Raw genomic sequence first — 16412 nt, forward strand, 5'->3', positions numbered from 1 at the left:
CGTCAGCCCGGCTTGGCCGCGATCGTGATCTCATAGGCACCGGTCAGCGGATCATGGTGCAGCGGCGCGCGCAACTGCCGCGACAGGCCGAGGATGATCCGCCCGTACCGCTGCTTGACCAGCGTTTCGAGCGCATCGCTCTCGACCAGCGCGGGGGATACCGCGCGCAGCAGCGCGGTGTCGCTGTCCGCCACCTGCCGCACCGATACGCCGATCGGCGCCTGCGGATTGACCGATCCGGCAAGCTCGATCAATTCGGTCAGCAGGAACGAGACGGCGACCGCCACGTCCTGCGTCACCAACACCGGTTCGACGTTGAGGGTGATGCCGATGCTCCGTGATCCGTCGGGCGCGGTGGCGCGGATGTTCGACGCCAGCTCGCCGACCACCGCCTTCAGTTCCAGCCCGCGATTTTCCTCCATCTCGGCATAATGATGGCGATGCACCGCCGCCAGTGCGTCGACCCGGCGCTGGATCGTCGCATAGGCGTCCGACGCCGCCTCGCCATGCGCGCTGCGGGCATGGAAATTGATGAGGCTGGCGATGACCTGCAGGTTGTTCTTGACGCGGTGATGTACCTCGCGCGTCAGCTTGGTCTGACGCACCAGCCCGTCGGCCATCGACTGTTCGTGCCGTTCGACCGTGCGGGTGAGTTCGAGGAACGTCTCGCCCAGATCGGCGATTTCCTGCGCGGGAATGCTGCCCAGATCGACCGGGGCGAGCGGCTCGCCGGGGCGATAGCGGCCGACGTCGTCACGGAACCGGCGCAACGGCCGGATCAGCATCCGGTCGACGACCAGCCAGCCGATGCCGGTGGCGGCGATCCACATCACCAGCGGCAGCAGCATCGCGACGATCGCCGAGGATGTGATCGGTGCCTTGCGCACCACCATTTCCAGTTCGAGATCGTCGAGCCCCAGCGGAATGTCGATCCGTTCGAGCCGCTGGAACCCGGATTCGACCGGCATCGTCTCCAGCGGCAGCGCGCCATCGCCGTCGCCGTCCTGCCGGAGCAGCGCCGAGAAGGGCGCGGCATAGCCACTGGGCTGCGCCAGATCGCGCAACATCGCGGCCGGGAAAAAGGCGACGGCACGCGACCGGCCGCCCGGTCCCGCAATATCGACCAGCAACCCCTTGTCGCCCAACTGGGCGCGCAGGCCGTTGGCGTCGGGCTTGCCGCGCTGCGGTGTCGGAATGTCGGTGCCGCAGACCAGCCGCCCGTCGAGGCCCCGGATCGCGAACCGCGCGCCGCTGGTCGATTGCTGGGCGAATACTCCTTCGACGCGCGCGCAGCCCGGCGTGTTGGCCGGATCGAGCGCCAGCGCATTGGTCGCGACGCGCAGCGCGGTCATGTCGCCGACCAGTTCGATCGCGATCGCCCGCGACGCCTCGGTCGCGGCGACGCGCAGGCGCGCGCGCGTATCGAGATCGGCGGTCCGCGCGGTCTGGAACGTGGCATATAGCGCGATCAGCGCCAGCGGCAGCAACGCACCGCTGAGGATCAGCACCAGCTTCGCGCCCGTTGCCATGCGGCGAAGGGCGACGGCCGGGCTGGCGCGATGTCGGCGAACGGAGGGGGAGGTCGTCACGCGGACGACGGCTATTTCAGCTTGCTGAGCAGGTCCAGCATCTCATCGGGTACAGATTCCCCGATCGCGTCCTGATAGACCGCACGCAACGCATTCCCCAAAACGGAAGAGTCTTTCCGGTCGGTCTTGTCGGCCTGCGACGCGACCGTCGATGTCGCGCTGGGCTGCTTCGCCGCCTTTTCACCATCCTGCACGAATGTAAGCCTTCCCCCGGTGCCCGGCCCGATGCCGGCTAAAACCAAACCCGCTCCCCGCAGAGGTCAAGACAGGCTTGGACAAGCTGGTCGGGCGCCCATGGAAACAAAAGACGTGCTCGATGGTTCCATGGGTCGATGCGTTTCGGGGGAGGCGTCCTTCCCGGTCCCGTATCGATCTGTTTTTGCACGCTCGCCATTTGGCCGATACGTCGGACCGGTGGCGGGACGAAGGAGAATTGACTGACCATGTCGCTCGGACAGCAGCTTGCGCCGCACCTCCCTTTCCTGCGGCGCTACGGCCGTGCGCTCACCGGCAGCCAGAGCGAGGGCGATCAATATGTCCGCGCGACGCTGGAGGCGATCGTCGCCGCACCGGAAGAGTTCCCGCGCGACGTCGATCCCCGGCTGGGCCTGTATCGCACCTTCCAGGCGATCTGGGGCTCGTCGCAGCCCGAGGCGTTCGGCGACGGCAGCCTTGGCGGATCGGACAATGAAGTGATCGCGCAGGCGCGCCTGTCGCGCATCGCACCGCTGTCGCGCCAGGCGCTGCTGCTGACCGCGATGGAAGGCTTCACCAACGAAGATACCGCCTATCTGATCGATTCGACCCATGACGAGGTCGAGGAACTGGTCGCCGAGGCGCTGCGCGAGATCGAGCAGCAGACCCGCTCGCGGGTGATGATTATCGAGGATGAGCCGCTGATCGCGATGGACCTCGAACAGATCGTCCGCGATCTGGGCCATGAAGTCACCGGCGTCGCCGTCACCCGCGACGAGGCGGTCGCGTTGGCGATGCAGGACCGGCCGGGCCTCGTCCTCGCCGACATCCAGCTCGCCGACGACAGTTCGGGTATCGACGCGGTGAAGGACATCCTGTCCGAATTCAACGTGCCGGTGATCTTCATCACCGCCTTCCCGGAACGGCTGTTGACCGGCGAGCGTCCCGAGCCGACGTTCCTCATCACCAAGCCGTTCCAGCGTTCGACGGTGAAGGCGGCGATCAGCCAGGCGCTGTTCTTCGACGAAGCGACGGTGCCCGGTCAGGCATAACGATTACGGACCCAAAACGAAACTCGGGGGTTGGAGCAGGCATGGCAAACGACAATGAACGCATCCATGTCAGCAAGACCGACGCCCGCGCCGGGTCGACCCCCGGCGTCACGCGCTATGTGCTGGCGGTATCGCTGACCGCGGTGATTATCGTCATGGCCTATATCCTGCTGTCCTGACCGGACCGATGTCCCGGCCGCCGCTTTCAATCGGCGGCGGCCGACCCTATGTTCGGGTCGGGCCGTTGGCCGACCGCGTATCGAACGGATAAGAATGACCGAACCCGATAGTGCCGAGAACGCGGATGTCGAGGTGCATGAGCACGTCGCCCTCTCCGACCCGGAATTCAAGAAACAACTGGCACAGGTGATCCCGCATCTGCGCGCCTTTGGCCGGTCGCTGTCGGGCAGCCGCGATCTGGCCGACGATCTGGTGCAGGAAACGCTGCTGAAGGCATGGGCCGCGCGCCAGCGGTTTCAGGCCGGCACCAACATGCGTGCGTGGACCTTCATCATCCTGCGCAACCTGTATCTGTCGCAGATGCGCCGCGCCCGCTTCAAGGGCGAGTGGGACGATCTGGTCGCCGACCGGATTCTCGCCGCGCCCGCCAGCCAGGATCGCCATGTCGAACTGGCCGACATGCAGCGCGCCCTGCTCCACCTGCCGCAACCGCAGCGCGAGGCGCTGATCCTCGTTGGCGCAGGTGGCTTCGCCTATGAAGAGGCGGCGGAAATCTGCAACGTGGCGGTCGGCACGATCAAGAGCCGCGTGGCCCGTGGCCGCGTCGCGCTAGAAGCGTTGATGACCGAGGGTCAGTTGCCGTCGCGCGCATCGCAGCCGGACAATGGCGGACAGACCGTGCTCGACACGATCATGGGCGAGGTCGACGATCTGAGCAGGGATCGCTGATCCGGGCGAGCGATCGTTTCGGCCCGTCGGACGAAACCGACGCCATGATGCTCAGTGGTGCGCGGTACGACCCAGCCGGCGCAGACAGTCCTGCCATTCTTCGGGCAAATCCCCCGCCGGATCGAAACTGCGCCGCAGCGCATGGCCGATCCCGTCGGCGCGTGTCGGCCCACGGACGATCTGGTCCGCAATCGCGGATTTGTGCAGGGATGGATCGTTCGGTGCCATAACGGTTTCAACGTCCGCTGTTGCGAATCGTTGCTTGCCGGATCGCAAGACGAAATCATGATGCCGTGCCACAGCGGGTCCCGGTGGCGCAGGAGACGGTGACGATGCACTTCCCTGCTGAACTGATCGACCGGGTCCGGGCCGGATCGTCGTTCCTTTCGACGCTGCTCGACCGCGAGGCCGCCTTTCTCGACGGGCTTGCCGGATTCGATGTCGATCCGCTGGCGGCGGTTGCGGTCGACGACCCCGCGATGGCGATCGGCCAGCGGCTGCGGATCGAGCGGCGGCGGCTGGCGCTGCTGGTCGCGCTGGGCGATCTTGCCGGGGCCTATGATCTTGCCGCCGTCACCCATGCGCTGAGCGACTTCGCCGACCATGCGCTGACCCGCGCGATTCATGCCGCGATCGAGGAGCGCACGCCGGGCGCCGCGCCGACCGGCTTTGCCGCGATCGCGCTCGGCAAGCAGGGCAGCCGCGAACTCAACTATTCGTCCGACATCGATCCGATCCTGCTCTACGATCCGGCGACGTTGCCTAGGCGGGAGCGCGACGACCCGGCCGAGGCGGCGGTGCGCATCGCCAGGCGCGCGACCGAACTGCTCCAGACCCGCGACGGCGATGGCTATGTCCTGCGGGTCGACCTGCGTCTGCGGCCCTCGCCCGAAGCGACGCCGATCGCGCTGCCGATCGATGCCGCCGTCTCCTATTATGAATCCGCCGCGCTGCCATGGGAGCGCGCCGCCTTCATCCGCGCCCGGGCGGCGGCGGGCGACATCGCGCTTGGCCGTCGGTTTCTGGAAGCGATCCGCCCGTTCGTATGGCGACGCGCGCTCGACTACGGCGCGATTGGCGAGATTCGCGACATCACCCGCCGCATCCGCGACCATTATGCGCAGGGGCAGGCATTCGGCCCCGGCTATGACCTGAAGCGCGGCCGCGGCGGCATCCGCGAGACGGAGTTCTTCGCGCAGGTCCACCAACTGGTCCACGGCGGGCGCGACCCGGCACTGCGCGCGCCGGCGACGCTCGACGCGCTGGCGGCACTGGCGGCGGCAGGCCGGATCGCACCCGACGAAGCGGTGACGATGGCGCAAGGCTACACGCTGTTCCGCACGATCGAACACCGCCTGCAAATGGTCGACGATCGCCAGACGCACAGCCTGCCCGCGCAAGGAGGCGCGCTCGACAATGTCGCCCGGCTCCACGGCCTGGCCGATGGCGCGGCGCTGCTCGACCTGCTCCGCCCACACGTCACGGCGGTCGCGTCGGTCTACGACCGGCTCGACGGGGCGGGCGGCACGACGCTTCCGGCCGAACCCGCCTCGCTCGCCCGGCGGCTGGCGGCGGCGGGGTTCGCCGATGGCGAGGCGGCGGCGCGGCGGATCGGCGACTGGCGCGGCGGGGCCTATCCCGCGCTGCGCAGCCCCGCCGCGCGCGCCGCGCTGGAGGACAGCCTGCCGCAACTGGTCGACGGCCTCGCCACCGCCGCCGATCCGCATGCCGCGCTGCTGCGGCTCGACGCGATGCTGGCGCGGTTGCCCAGCGCCATCAACCTGTTCCGCCTGCTCGAAGCGCAACCGGCGCTCGCCCGCCTGCTCAGCACCATCCTGTGCCACGCCCCGACGCTGGCCGACGCGCTGGCGCGGCGCGCGACACTGCTCGACGCGCTGATCGATGCCCGCGCGCTCGACCCCGTCGGCAGCGTCGCCGAACTGGTGGCGACGATGCAGGCCCGTGCGGGCGAGGGCTATGAACGCCTGCTCGACCATGTCCGTGACGTGGTGAACGAACAGCGCTTCATGCTGGGCGTGCAGGTGGTGGCGGGCACCGGCGATCCGCTGGCGGTGGCGGGCGGCTATGCCCGCGTCGCGCAGGCGGCGGTGGAGGTGCTGACGCAGGCGACCGTGGCCGACTTCACCCGCCGCCACGGGCGCGTTCCCGACAGCGAACTGGTGGTGCTGGCGCTCGGCCGGCTGGGCGGCGGCGCGCTGACCCATGCCTCCGACCTCGACCTCGTCTATTGCTTCACCGGCGATTTCTCCGCCGAATCGGATGGAGCCAAGCCGCTCGGCGCGGTCCTCTATTACAACCGCCTCGCCCAGCGGCTGACCGCCGCGCTGTCGGTCCAGACCGCCGCCGGTCCGCTGTATGAGGTCGACACCCGCCTGCGTCCCTCGGGCGCGCAGGGGCCGCTGGTCGTCTCGCTCGCCGGCTTCGAACGCTATCAGCGCGAGGATGCGTGGACATGGGAGCATATGGCGCTCGCCCGCGCCCGGCCGATCGCCGGATCGGCGGCGGCGCGGGGGCAGGCGGCGGCGATCATCGACCGGGTGCTGCGCGGCGACCGTCCGCTGCGCGACGTGACCGCCGACGCGGCGGCGATGCGCGAGGAGATGGCCCGCCACAAGCCGCCCGCCGGCCCGCTCGATGCGAAGCTCGGGGAGGGGGGGCTCGTCGACCTCGAATTCACGGTCCACGTCCTGCAACTGCGCCACCACATCGGCCTGACCCCCGATCTGGGCGCGGCGATCGACGCGCTGGTCGCCGCCGGGCTGCTACCGCACACGATGCGGCAGGCGCACGACTTCCTCACCCGACTGATCGTCGCGATGCGCCTCGTCGCGCCCGACGCGCAGCCGCCCGCGCCCGCCACCCGCCCGATCCTCGCGGCGGCGCTCGGCGAGCCCGACTGGGCGGCAAGCCTTGCCACGCTCGACGCCACGCGGCAGGCGGTGTCCGCCGCATGGGCCGCGGTACGACAGGGGAGCGACGGACAATGAACATCGGCGACATGGCACCTTCGGTCCGCCTGACCGGCAGCGACGGCACGCCCTTTGCCCTCCACGACCGGATCGGTAGCGGTCTCATCGTCTATTTCTATCCCAAGGCGGATACGACCGGTTGCACCCGCGAAGCGCAGGACTTTTCCGTGGCTGAGGGCGAGTTCGCCGCCGCCGGTTTCGGGGTCCTCGGCGTCTCGCGCGATACCCCGGCCAAGCTTGCGCGCTTCGCCGCCAAACATGATCTCACCGTCCCGCTGGCGTCGGACGAGGACGGATCGGTTTGCGAAGCCTTTGGCACATGGGGCGAAAAGCAGATGTACGGTCGCACCTATATGGGTATCGAACGCGCGACCTTCGCGGTCGCCGCCGATGGTCGCCTCACCCATGTCTGGCGCAAGGTAAAGGTCCCCGGCCACGCCGCCGCCGTGCTCGCTGCGGTGCGCCACGCGGGTTGATCCGAATCGATTGCGATACCGCTACCAACCGCGTCGTGATGCGGATGACCCGCCCAAGCATCGCATCGTTAACGCTTCGCCGCGCGATGGCGGCGGTTGGCCGCGCGCGAACCCCTTGCCCCGTTGCATAAAGGGCACAGAGTCGGTCATTCCCTCGTTCCGTCGAGGCGCGGAGGGGCTGCTGTCGAGACAAGGGTTCACCGAACGTGTCGGGCTACCGGCACGATCGCAACGCTGGGTCGCGAAACCATAATGCCGAATACGTCTGTATCGAACACGAACACCGCGATCGTCAGCCGGTTCCGTGATTTCTTCCGTACCCGCGACTTTCTGTTGCACGACGGCCGCCGCCTGCGCCGCCTGTCGATCCCCGGCCGGGCACAGGCACTCGCCGCCGGTTTCGCCGCCATCACCGTCGCTTTCTCGGGCTATGGCATGGGCCATGCCGCGCTCGGCACCGCCGCCGCCGCCGGGCTGGTCGATGGCCCCAGTGCCGAAACCCGCGTCGCCGCGATGCAGCAGCAGGTGAAGGCGATGCGCGCCGACGTCGTCCGCCTGCGCGCCGATGCCCGCGCCCATGCCGCCCGGATCGATCGCCGCCAGCAGGCGCTCGCGGCCGTGCTCACCGGATCGGACGACGCCGACCAGCTCGTCCTCGCCGCGCTTGCCCAGCCGTCGGTCGATGCCGCGCCGATCGTCACCCGCCCGTTCGATCGCGTCGCCCGCCGTCAGGCGACGATGGCGGCACAGGCGAAGGCGATGGCCGACGCCCGCTATGCCGATACCGCGCGTTCGATGAAGCGCCTCGGCCTCAATCCGCGCCGCGTCGCCCCGGCGATGGGCGGTCCCTATGAACCTGTCGATGCCGCGACGGCCGCGGCGGCCACCGCCAATGCGCCGACCGCCGATGCCGCCGCCGACGCCCAGTTCCGCGCGCTGTTCCTGAGCTGGAAGAAGCTCGACGGCATCGAACAGGCGGCGATCTCGATCCCCTCGTTCCAGCCGGTGGCACACATGGCGTTCACCAGCAACTTCGGCGTCCGCTCCGACCCGTTCCGCGGCACCGCTGCGATGCACGCCGGGGTCGACATCCCCGGCCCGATCGGCACCCCGGTCTATGCCACCGCCGACGGTATCGTCGCCCGCGCCGAACGCGCCGGCGGCTATGGCAACCTCATCGAAGTGAACCACGGCAAGGGCATTGCCACCCGCTACGGCCATCTCTCCAAGATCCTCGTGTCCGACCATGCCCGGGTGAAGCGCGGCCAGTTGATCGGCCTGATGGGCTCGACCGGCCGCTCGACCGGCAGCCACCTCCATTACGAAGTCCGCATCGACGGCTCGGCGGTGAACCCCGCCCCCTATCTGCAGGCCGGCGAACTGGCGATGGCCGCCGACCGCGCCCAGCGTCAGCGGCTGGGGATGGGCGGCCCGGCGAACTGACGGTTCGATATTCAGCGAAGCGCTTTCTTGCTCCCCTCCCTGACAAGGGAGGGGTTGGGGGTGGGTAGGCTCGTTGTGGAGCGCTTGCATTCCCTCTCGAGCCTACCCACCCCCGGCCCCTCCCTTGTCAGGGAGGGGAGGTACCAAGCAACGCTGTCCGACCTAATGTATATCGGTCCTGATCCACGCTGACGGTTCGGCCAGATTTTTTGCGGCAACGTCTATGGACTCCCGCCTGCGCGGGAATGACGTTACCGGTTTAGCAAACCGTTGGGTCGCCAAAGCTTGTCGCAAGCCGCAGTTGCCCCCGGCCGTCCCGGCGCTTATCTCCCTCCCATGGACGCCATCCCCGAAGTCACCCTGTCGCCCGCCGCCGCCGCGCGCGTGGCGGCGATCGCCGCCAAACAGGCGAAGCCCGCGATCCTACGCCTCTCGGTCGAGGGGGGCGGCTGTTCGGGCTTTCAGTACCGTTTCGGCCTCGCCGATGCGCCCGATGGCGACGACCTGATCGCCGAAACCGACGGGGTGCGGCTGGTGGTCGATCCGGTCAGCATCGATCTGGTGCGCGGGGCCGAGGTCGATTTCGTCGAATCGCTCGGCGGCGCGGCGTTCCGCGTCACCAATCCGCAGGCGGCCTCGGGCTGCGGCTGCGGCACCAGCTTCGCCGTCTGACGTGAAGATCGTCACTTACAACGTCAACGGCATCAAGGCGCGACTGCCCCGGCTGATCGAATATCTGACCGAGGAAGCGCCCGATATTGTGTGTCTTCAGGAACTGAAGTCGAGCGACGAAACCTTCCCGCAAGCCGAAATCCGCGCCGCCGGCTATGGCGCGCTGTGGCATGGGCAAAAGGGCTTCAACGGCGTCGCGGTGCTGGCGAAGGGTGTCGATCCGGTCGAGCGCCAGCGCGGCCTCGCCGGCGAGGATGACGATGCGCACAGCCGCTATCTCGAAGCGGAGGTGAACGGTCTGGTCGTCGCCTCGATCTACCTGCCCAACGGCAATCCGCAGCCCGGCCCCAAGTTCGACTACAAACTCCGCTGGATCGACCGCCTGCGCACCCGCGCCGCCGATCTGTTGGCGCAGGAGCATCCGGTCGTGCTGGCGGGCGACTATAACGTCATCCCCAACGACGACGACGTGTTCTCGGTCCGCGCGATGACCAGCGACGCGCTGATGCAGCCCGAATCGCGTGCCGGCTACCGCGCCTTGCTGGCGCAGGGCTGGACCGATGCGCTGCGCACCCGGTTCCCCAAGGGCGGGGTGTGGACCTTCTGGGACTATCAGGCGGGATCGTGGCAACGCGACGCCGGCTTCCGCATCGATCATCTGCTGCTCAGCCCGACCGCCGCCGACCGGCTGGTCGATGCTGGGGTCGACAAGGCGCATCGCGGCCGGGAACGGGCCAGCGACCACGCGCCGACGTGGGTCCGCCTGCGGTGATCCGCTTTTCGGTGGCGGCGCTGGCTGCCCTGCTGCTGCCTGGTATGGCGCAGGCGCGTGACTATTGCTCGACCCGGCCGAGCCTCGGCCAGTCGGCGTGCGTGCTCGATCCCGGCCGGGTCGCGATCGAAACCGCGCTGTCGGATTGGGAGCGCGACGACGACAGCGACACCGTGTTGTTCGGCGACAGCCTGTTGCGGATCGGCCTGACCGACCGGGTCGAGGCGCAGATCGGCTGGACCCCGCTCGGCATCGCGCGCGACCGTGATGATGGCCGTCGCACGGCGCGCAGCGGCGACGTGACGCTCGGGGGCCGGATCAATCTCCACCATCCCGACGGCAGCGGCCTGTCTTATGGCCTGCAACCCTCGCTGACGATACCGATCGGTCGCGCGCCGATCGGCGATGGCCACTGGAGCGCGGCGCTCATCGCCCCGATCGCCTATGATCTGGGCAAGACGTTCAACGTGCAATTCTCGCCACAGGTCGCCGTGACCAACGGTGAGGTCGATCCGGGGGCGGTGCTCGGCCTCGACATCGCGCTGGCCAAGAAGCTGACGACGACGGCGGAACTGCAATGGCAGCGCGCCGACCATCGCGGGCAGGCGAGTGCTGCGCTGTCGGTGGCATGGCAATTGTCCGACGACCTGTTCCTCGATGCCGGCGGCGTGGTCGGCCTCAATGCCGCCGCGCCGTCGCTGCGCTGCTACAGCGGTATCTCGCGCCGATTCTGACCTTGACGGCGCTGTCCTACACTCGCGCGCCGCGCCATATCGTCATGGTTGATCGGGCAGGGCGCTATTGCGAATGCTACGCAAAAAAACGCGGGCAAGTGTAAACTTTGTAAACTTTGGCGGTCGTATGGCTATCCCAACCAATGGCGTAATTCGCCGCGAATTGGTTGCATTTCCCACAGCTACAACTGTAGTCATTATGTAAGACATTGATTTATAAAGGATCGTAAAACTGGCACGGCAGGTGCAATGCTATGAGCAAGCCCGGTGAAACACCGGACTGCACAGGGAGACAGCATCATGACCACCATCCGCCTCGTCGCTTCGCTCGTCCTCGGTCTCGCCATCGCGACCCCCGCGATCGCCGCCGAACCCGATACCGTCGCGACCACGACGACCGCCGCCACCGCTGCCGGCACCACGACCGCAGCGTCGATCCTGCCCGCATCGAAGACTCGTTATTGCGTCCAGCTCGACCTGACCGGCACCCGGATCAACCGTTTCCGCTGTGAAACCCGCCGCAACTGGCAGGCGATGGGCGTCGATATTGACGCGATGCTCAAGACCAGCCGCCGCTGATCCCGAAAAAGGACCGATCCGATGGCCTTCTCGACCCTGATCGCGGCGCTGTTCCTCACCGCCGCCCCATCCACCGCCGCGACGGTGACGGTAACCGCCCCGCTCACCGGCGCGATGCGCGACGGCACGCCGCTCTCCGCCGGGACGAAGATCTGCATCCGCAGCCCCCGTCCGGCATCGCACCTCCCGCTCGTCGAATGCCGGCGCTATGCCGACTGGCTGGCCGAAGGCGTCAACCCCACGAAGCTGCGCCGCATCCGCTGAACCCCGCCCGCCGGCACGGGACGAAAAGCCCGGCACCAACCCCTTAATCGACGGAACACACCCATGCCGATCGCGACCCTGTTCGCGGCGCTGCTCCTCGCTGCGCCACAGGTGGCAACCCCTGCCGCCGCCACGCTTGCCACCACGACGATCCAGCTTGCCGACGGCACGCCGATCCGCCCGACGACCCGCGTCTGTTTCAAGAACGCGCGGACGGGATCGATCACCCCGACCAAGCTGTGCCGCAGCTACGCCCGCTGGCTGCGCGACGGCATCGATCCCGCACTGGCCCGCCGCATTCGCTAAACGCCGTCAAAGCTGGCGTTCGTACATCTGGTAGATGCGGTTGATGCGGCTGTCGATCGTCGTGGCGATCGCGTTCATGCCCTGATTGTCGTCGAGCACCCAGCCGATCTCGCCGCGCGACGCGCCGAACTTCGCCACCGCGTCGCGGCGGATATATTCGATCATCATGAAGGCGAGCTGGCTCGCCATGCGCGACGCCTGCAATTTCTTGACCACGCCCATCAACGGCACGCGCATCGTCCGCGCCTTGGGCGCCCGCAGCCACAGCAGCAGCTTGGCCCAGTTGAACGGCAACAGATTGCCCTTCATCGGTTTGAGCGGCTCGTTCATGTCGGGCAGGGTAATCATGAAGGCGACGGGTTCGCCGTCCAGCTCGGCGATACGGATCAGGTCGCCGAACACCAGCGGCTTCAGCTTCTTGCCGACGTCGTCGACCTCGGGCTGGGTCAGCGGTACGAAGCCCCAGTTGTCCGACCACGCATCGTTCAGGATGCGCAGAATGATCGCCGCCTCGTCGGCGAACTTCGACTTGTCGACCCGGCGGATATGGATGCGCGGGTTCTTCTCGCCCGCCGCGACGATGCGCTGGACGATCGGCGGGAAGTCCTTGGTGATGTCCAGCTCATAGGTGACGAGCTGCTTGACGCCCTGATAGCCCGCCGCCTCGATCCACCCCTGATATTGCGGCAGGTGATGGCCCATCAGCACGGTCGGGCTATGGTCATGTCCCTTGATGAGCAGTCCGGGCTCTTCCCAGATCGACAGGCTGCACGGCCCGATCGTCTTGGTCATGCCCTTGCCGCGCAGCCATTCCTCGGCCGTCGCGATCAGCGCCGATGCGGTCTCGCCATCCTCCGCTTCGAACATGCCCCAGAAGCCGACACCGGGACCGAAGCCCTTGTCGGCGGGCATCGTCAGCGCCAGCGTGTCGAGATGCGCCGAAATCCGGCCGATTACCCGGCCGTCGCGCTCGGCGATATGAAGCTGCCCCTCGGCATGGCTGAACCAGCCGTTCTTCTTCGGATCGATCGTCGCGGCGACTTCCGATTTCAGCGGCGGCACCCAGTGCGGATCATTGGCATACAGGCGATAGGGCAGGGCGATGAACGCCTTGCGATCGGCGGCGGACAGGACCGGACGGACGGTGATCGACATGGCTTCCCCCCAAACGACAACGGGGCGGCAATGCGCCGCCCCGTATCAAACATCAAATGACAAATCGGTCATCCGCGGTAACGCGGGTGCCCCTTGGCGACGCCGCCAGACAGTTCGGCGACCTTCGGATATTTCTTTGCGACATCCTCGGTATAGCCGAGGTTGAAGACGGTCGGGCTCTTCTCCGGCCGTTCCGAACGCTCGTAATGGGTCCCGAAAATCTTGTCCCAGAAGAAGTTGGTGATGCCGAAATTGCCATGTTCGTCGTGGAAGTGATGCGCCATGTGCTTGCGCTTCCATGCGACCAGCAGCTTGTTCTTTGGCTTGTAGGCCAGATGCTGGATGCAGTGGCAGAATTCGTAGAAGCAGGTCGTCAGCAGGCCGGTCGCCAGCGCCGCCATCGCCCCGCCGAACCCGCCGATGGCATAGCCGACCGGTGCGGTCGCGATCGCGATCGCCGGCAGCGTGGTGTGGAGCGCACCGAACAGGACCTCCAGATGGTTGGGGTCCTGATGATGGTCGTAATGGATGCGCTTCCACGTTGCGGCGAGCGGCGCGAACTTGAACATCCAGTTGGAATGCAGCACCCAGCGGTGCAGCACATACCACACCAGCGGATAGGCGACGATCGCGATGCCGATCGACGCCAGCGTCGGGACCAGCGGCGCGGGCGACCAGATGAACAGGCCGACCGCGACGACCGACAGCGCCAGATAGGCGATGATCGCCGGATACTGGAAAAACGCGACGACCAACTCCTTGAAGGTCATCTTGTCGAGATGGTGCGACTTCTTCCAGAAGCCCTGCTTCTCGGTGATCGCGGTCATCGGCACAACTTCCTCAAACGATTCCTTGACCGGGCATGTAACGCCCATCGTGATGCTTTGGCGACGCTTTGCGGCCAAAGTGGGACGGTATCGCGTCTATTCCTCGGTACGGATCAGCACGGCCTCACCGATCAGGAAGAACAACAGGAACGGCGCCCAAGCCGCCAGAAACGGCGGATAGGCACCCAGGTTCCCCATCGCCAACGCGAAATTGTCCGCCACGAAATAGGTAAAGCCAAGCGCCATGCCAATGACCGCGCGGACGAACAATTTGCCCGATCGTGCCACGCCGAATGCCGCGACCGCCGCCAGCAGCGGCATCAGCACCGCCGACAACGGCCCCGACAGCTTGTGCCACAACGCGCCTTCCAGCGCCTTGGTCGGGCGACCGGCTTCGGTCAGATCGTCGATCGCCACCGATAGCTGGGTGAATGACAGGCCATCGGGATCGACGTTCTGGAGCGTGAACTGGTCGGGCCGGACCCCGCCCGCGATGCGCAGCGTGCCCAGCCGTTCGCGCAGTCCGCTTGCGACGGTGAAGCGCTCCGCTCCTTCGATCCGCCATGCACCATCCTCGCGCCGCCCGGCGCTGGCCGTAACGAGCGCGCGGAGCGAGGAGCCTTCGCGGGTGTAGACGGTGATTCCGCGCAGCCGGGTGGCCTCGCCCCGACCCGACACCTGCCGGACCTGGATCAGATTGTCACCGTCGCGCACCCACACGTTGGTGCGATCACCACGGTCGACCGGCATCGGTCCATAGTCGACATTGTCCCATGCGGTGAGCGTCGCGGTGGCGCGCGCCACGACCCGTTCGTTGAAACCGAACGACAGCGCGGCGACGCCGAAGCTGGCGAGGATCAACGGGGCGAGTACCTGATGCGCCGACAGGCCGGCGGCTTTCAGGCTGATGATCTCGCTGTTCTGATTGAGCTGCGTCAGCGTCAGGATCGTGCCGAGCAGGACCGAGAAGGGCAGGAAGCGGGCGACGATCTGCGGCGTGCGCAGCGACACGTAGCGCAGGATTTCCGCCTGTCCATTGCCCGGCTGGGCAAGGATCTTGCCGCTTTCGCTGAGCAGGTCGAGCGCCTGCAACACCAGCACCAGCGCGAACAGGATCGCGAAGGTCCGCACGAGGAACAGCCGCGCCATATAGACGGCGATCGTGGTCGAGGGGAACAGCGCACGCATCACGCCGCCGCCTTGCGCTTGCCCGGCAGATACCGGCCGATCAGCTTGCCAAGCTTGGCGGCACCGCGTTCCAGCCCGCCGATCGGCTGGCCGCCGGGGACATAGGCGACGACATAATAGAGCCGGAACACCAGCGCGGCGAACAGCAGGAACGGCCCCCACAGCGCGATGATCGGATCGATCCGGCCGAGGCCGCCGACCGCTTCGCCATATTCATTGACCTTGTGATAGGTCACGAGCAGCACGATCGACAGGAACACGCCGAGCGCCGAGGATGATCGCTTGGCCGGCACGCCGAGCGCCAGCGCCAGCAGCGGCAACAGGAACATCGTCGCCACCTCCGCCAGCCGGAAGTGGAAATTGGCGCGCGCCGCGTCGCGATCCTCCTCGCTGACCTTGGGATCATGGCCGGCCACGGCGAGCTGCGGCAGCGTCTGTTCGAGGTCGCGGCCGCCGCGCGGGCGGAAGTTGCCGAACTTGGGCAGATCGATCGGCAGGTCGTGCGCGGTGAAGGTCAGCGTGCGCGGCACGCGGAAATCGGGCGCGTTGTGGATTAGCGTGCCATTGGTCAGGCGAAAGATGATCGTGTTGGGATCGTCGGTGCGCAGGAACTGGCCGCGCTCGGCGGTCACGCCCAGCCACTGGCCGTCGCGCTGGCTGGCCTGTACGAAGATGCCGCGCAGGTCGGCACCCGACCCACGGCTTTCCTCGATGCGCAGCGTCATCCGGTCGCCCAGCTTGGTGAATTCGCCGACCTTGATCGACGCGCCGAGCGCGCCCGAGCGCAGTTCGAAGCGCAGCGCCTCGTAATTATAGCGCGCGAGCGGCTGGACGAAGCCGACGATCGCAAGGTTCGCTGCCGCCAGCACCGTCGCATAATAAAATGGCACGCGCAGCAGCCGCCAATAGCTCATGCCAACGCCGAGCATCACGTCGAGCTCGGACGAGGTGGCGAGCTTGCGAAAGGCGAGCAGGATGCCGAGCATCAGCCCGATCGGGATGCCGAGGCCAAGATATTCAGGCAGCAGATTGGCCAGCATGCGCCACACGACGCTGACCGGCCCGCCTTCGGCCGCGACGAAGTCGAACAACCGCAGCATCCGGTCGAGCACGAGCAGCATCGCCGAAATGAGCAGGGTCGAGAACAGCGGCACCGCGATCAGCCGGGCCATGTAGCGATCGATCGATGGCATGGGCACGGCTATAGCGGAGGTTGCGGGCGAAGCTAGTCCCGTTGCGAGGGTGCTACTGCTCCCCTCCC

Annotated in this window: 19 protein-coding genes; 12 read left to right on the top strand and 7 right to left on the bottom strand. The window is 67.2% G+C overall.

Annotation, left to right across the window (positions count from 1 at the left end; all coding sequences use genetic code 11):
- Positions 1 to 2: 2 nt before the first annotated feature.
- Positions 3 to 1529 (bottom strand): sensor histidine kinase, encoded by a 1527-nt coding sequence (locus tag ASG37_RS00820; RefSeq protein WP_055755388.1) that lies wholly within the window; start codon positions 1527 to 1529, stop codon positions 3 to 5.
- A 71-nt stretch (positions 1530 to 1600) separates the two neighbouring features.
- Complete coding sequence (locus ASG37_RS17955; protein WP_156348988.1) at positions 1601 to 1831, bottom strand: NepR family anti-sigma factor; 231 nt, start codon at positions 1829 to 1831, stop codon at positions 1601 to 1603.
- A gap of 201 nt (positions 1832 to 2032) precedes the next feature.
- On the opposite strand from ASG37_RS17955, the gene ASG37_RS00830 reads away from it, so the two are divergent.
- The 3 genes from ASG37_RS00830 (at position 2033) to ASG37_RS00840 (ending at position 3745) form a co-directional block, all read left to right on the top strand.
- Positions 2033 to 2836, top strand: coding sequence for a response regulator (locus ASG37_RS00830; protein ID WP_055755390.1), 804 nt, complete (start codon positions 2033 to 2035; stop codon positions 2834 to 2836).
- A gap of 41 nt (positions 2837 to 2877) precedes the next feature.
- On the top strand, positions 2878 to 3015 hold the full coding sequence (locus tag ASG37_RS17870; protein WP_055755391.1) for a hypothetical protein: 138 nt from the start codon (positions 2878 to 2880) through the stop codon (positions 3013 to 3015).
- Positions 3016 to 3109: 94 nt separating this feature from the next.
- The gene (locus ASG37_RS00840) at positions 3110 to 3745 is read left to right on the top strand and encodes a sigma-70 family RNA polymerase sigma factor (protein WP_055755392.1); all 636 of its coding nucleotides are present in this window, start codon (positions 3110 to 3112) and stop codon (positions 3743 to 3745) included.
- A gap of 51 nt (positions 3746 to 3796) precedes the next feature.
- On the opposite strand, the gene ASG37_RS17495 is transcribed toward ASG37_RS00840, so the two are convergent.
- A complete protein-coding gene (locus tag ASG37_RS17495) occupies positions 3797 to 3973 on the bottom strand; it encodes a hypothetical protein (RefSeq protein WP_156348989.1) in 177 nt (58 codons plus the stop codon).
- A gap of 104 nt (positions 3974 to 4077) precedes the next feature.
- Here ASG37_RS17495 and ASG37_RS00845 point away from each other — a divergent pair, with 104 nt between their 5' ends.
- The 9 genes from ASG37_RS00845 to ASG37_RS00885 all read left to right on the top strand — a co-directional run bounded on the left by ASG37_RS00845 (position 4078) and on the right by ASG37_RS00885 (position 11981).
- On the top strand, positions 4078 to 6753 hold the full coding sequence (locus tag ASG37_RS00845) for a bifunctional [glutamine synthetase] adenylyltransferase/[glutamine synthetase]-adenylyl-L-tyrosine phosphorylase (RefSeq protein ID WP_055757149.1): 2676 nt from the start codon (positions 4078 to 4080) through the stop codon (positions 6751 to 6753).
- Positions 6750 to 7211 (top strand): peroxiredoxin, encoded by a 462-nt coding sequence (locus tag ASG37_RS00850; RefSeq protein ID WP_055755393.1) that lies wholly within the window; start codon positions 6750 to 6752, stop codon positions 7209 to 7211. Before ASG37_RS00845 ends, ASG37_RS00850 begins: the two co-directional genes overlap by 4 nt.
- A 252-nt stretch (positions 7212 to 7463) precedes the next feature.
- Positions 7464 to 8654, top strand: a complete 1191-nt coding sequence (locus ASG37_RS00855) for a M23 family metallopeptidase (RefSeq protein ID WP_055755394.1) — start codon at positions 7464 to 7466, stop codon at positions 8652 to 8654.
- Between the two features lie 336 nt (positions 8655 to 8990).
- Complete coding sequence (locus ASG37_RS00860; protein ID WP_055755395.1) at positions 8991 to 9326, top strand: HesB/IscA family protein; 336 nt, start codon at positions 8991 to 8993, stop codon at positions 9324 to 9326.
- A 1-nt stretch (position 9327) separates the two neighbouring features.
- A complete protein-coding gene (gene xth / locus ASG37_RS00865; protein WP_055755396.1) occupies positions 9328 to 10098 on the top strand; it encodes an exodeoxyribonuclease III in 771 nt (256 codons plus the stop codon).
- On the top strand, positions 10080 to 10832 hold the full coding sequence (locus ASG37_RS00870; protein WP_055755397.1) for a transporter: 753 nt from the start codon (positions 10080 to 10082) through the stop codon (positions 10830 to 10832). The genes xth and ASG37_RS00870 overlap by 19 nt, the downstream gene beginning before the upstream one ends.
- A gap of 300 nt (positions 10833 to 11132) precedes the next feature.
- Positions 11133 to 11411, top strand: a complete 279-nt coding sequence (locus tag ASG37_RS00875; protein ID WP_055755398.1) for a hypothetical protein — start codon at positions 11133 to 11135, stop codon at positions 11409 to 11411.
- A 21-nt stretch (positions 11412 to 11432) separates the two neighbouring features.
- Entirely contained in the window at positions 11433 to 11675 is a 243-nt protein-coding gene (locus ASG37_RS00880) for a hypothetical protein (protein ID WP_055755399.1), read from the top strand.
- A 63-nt stretch (positions 11676 to 11738) separates the two neighbouring features.
- A complete protein-coding gene (locus tag ASG37_RS00885) occupies positions 11739 to 11981 on the top strand; it encodes a hypothetical protein (protein WP_055755400.1) in 243 nt (80 codons plus the stop codon).
- Between the two features lie 6 nt (positions 11982 to 11987).
- Here ASG37_RS00885 and ASG37_RS00890 read toward each other — a convergent pair whose 3' ends face one another.
- The 4 genes from ASG37_RS00890 to lptF form a co-directional block, all read right to left on the bottom strand.
- Positions 11988 to 13136 (bottom strand): hypothetical protein, encoded by a 1149-nt coding sequence (locus tag ASG37_RS00890; protein ID WP_055755401.1) that lies wholly within the window; start codon positions 13134 to 13136, stop codon positions 11988 to 11990.
- Between the two features lie 68 nt (positions 13137 to 13204).
- Positions 13205 to 13963 carry a sterol desaturase family protein gene (locus ASG37_RS00895; RefSeq protein WP_082447975.1) on the bottom strand — a complete coding sequence of 253 codons (759 nt, stop codon included), beginning with the start codon at positions 13961 to 13963 and terminating at the stop codon, positions 13205 to 13207.
- Positions 13964 to 14059: 96 nt separating this feature from the next.
- Positions 14060 to 15151 (bottom strand): LPS export ABC transporter permease LptG, encoded by a 1092-nt coding sequence (lptG, locus tag ASG37_RS00900; protein ID WP_055755403.1) that lies wholly within the window; start codon positions 15149 to 15151, stop codon positions 14060 to 14062.
- Complete coding sequence (lptF, locus tag ASG37_RS00905; protein WP_200909684.1) at positions 15151 to 16344, bottom strand: LPS export ABC transporter permease LptF; 1194 nt, start codon at positions 16342 to 16344, stop codon at positions 15151 to 15153. Before lptF ends, lptG begins: the two co-directional genes overlap by 1 nt.
- Positions 16345 to 16412 lie beyond the last annotated feature (68 nt).

Source organism: Sphingomonas sp. Leaf407 (assembly GCF_001425385.1).
Lineage (GTDB): Bacteria > Pseudomonadota > Alphaproteobacteria > Sphingomonadales > Sphingomonadaceae > Sphingomonas.

What these genes read in the sequence shown, in the direction of transcription:
- ASG37_RS00820 (WP_055755388.1), bottom strand. Translation starts at nt 1,529, where the DNA reads ATGGCAACGGGCGCGAAGCTGGTGCTGATCCTCAGCGGTGCGTTGCTG.
- ASG37_RS00830 (WP_055755390.1), top strand. Translation starts at nt 2,033, where the DNA reads ATGTCGCTCGGACAGCAGCTTGCGCCGCACCTCCCTTTCCTGCGGCGC.
- ASG37_RS17870 (WP_055755391.1), top strand. Translation starts at nt 2,878, where the DNA reads ATGGCAAACGACAATGAACGCATCCATGTCAGCAAGACCGACGCCCGC.
- ASG37_RS00840 (WP_055755392.1), top strand. Translation starts at nt 3,110, where the DNA reads ATGACCGAACCCGATAGTGCCGAGAACGCGGATGTCGAGGTGCATGAG.
- ASG37_RS17495 (WP_156348989.1), bottom strand. Translation starts at nt 3,973, where the DNA reads ATGGCACCGAACGATCCATCCCTGCACAAATCCGCGATTGCGGACCAG.
- ASG37_RS00845 (WP_055757149.1), top strand. Translation starts at nt 4,078, where the DNA reads ATGCACTTCCCTGCTGAACTGATCGACCGGGTCCGGGCCGGATCGTCG.
- ASG37_RS00850 (WP_055755393.1), top strand. Translation starts at nt 6,750, where the DNA reads ATGAACATCGGCGACATGGCACCTTCGGTCCGCCTGACCGGCAGCGAC.
- ASG37_RS00855 (WP_055755394.1), top strand. Translation starts at nt 7,464, where the DNA reads ATGCCGAATACGTCTGTATCGAACACGAACACCGCGATCGTCAGCCGG.
- ASG37_RS00860 (WP_055755395.1), top strand. Translation starts at nt 8,991, where the DNA reads ATGGACGCCATCCCCGAAGTCACCCTGTCGCCCGCCGCCGCCGCGCGC.
- ASG37_RS00875 (WP_055755398.1), top strand. Translation starts at nt 11,133, where the DNA reads ATGACCACCATCCGCCTCGTCGCTTCGCTCGTCCTCGGTCTCGCCATC.
- ASG37_RS00880 (WP_055755399.1), top strand. Translation starts at nt 11,433, where the DNA reads ATGGCCTTCTCGACCCTGATCGCGGCGCTGTTCCTCACCGCCGCCCCA.
- ASG37_RS00885 (WP_055755400.1), top strand. Translation starts at nt 11,739, where the DNA reads ATGCCGATCGCGACCCTGTTCGCGGCGCTGCTCCTCGCTGCGCCACAG.
- ASG37_RS00890 (WP_055755401.1), bottom strand. Translation starts at nt 13,136, where the DNA reads ATGTCGATCACCGTCCGTCCGGTCCTGTCCGCCGCCGATCGCAAGGCG.
- ASG37_RS00895 (WP_082447975.1), bottom strand. Translation starts at nt 13,963, where the DNA reads ATGACCGCGATCACCGAGAAGCAGGGCTTCTGGAAGAAGTCGCACCAT.
- lptG (WP_055755403.1), bottom strand. Translation starts at nt 15,151, where the DNA reads ATGCGTGCGCTGTTCCCCTCGACCACGATCGCCGTCTATATGGCGCGG.
- lptF (WP_200909684.1), bottom strand. Translation starts at nt 16,344, where the DNA reads ATGCCATCGATCGATCGCTACATGGCCCGGCTGATCGCGGTGCCGCTG.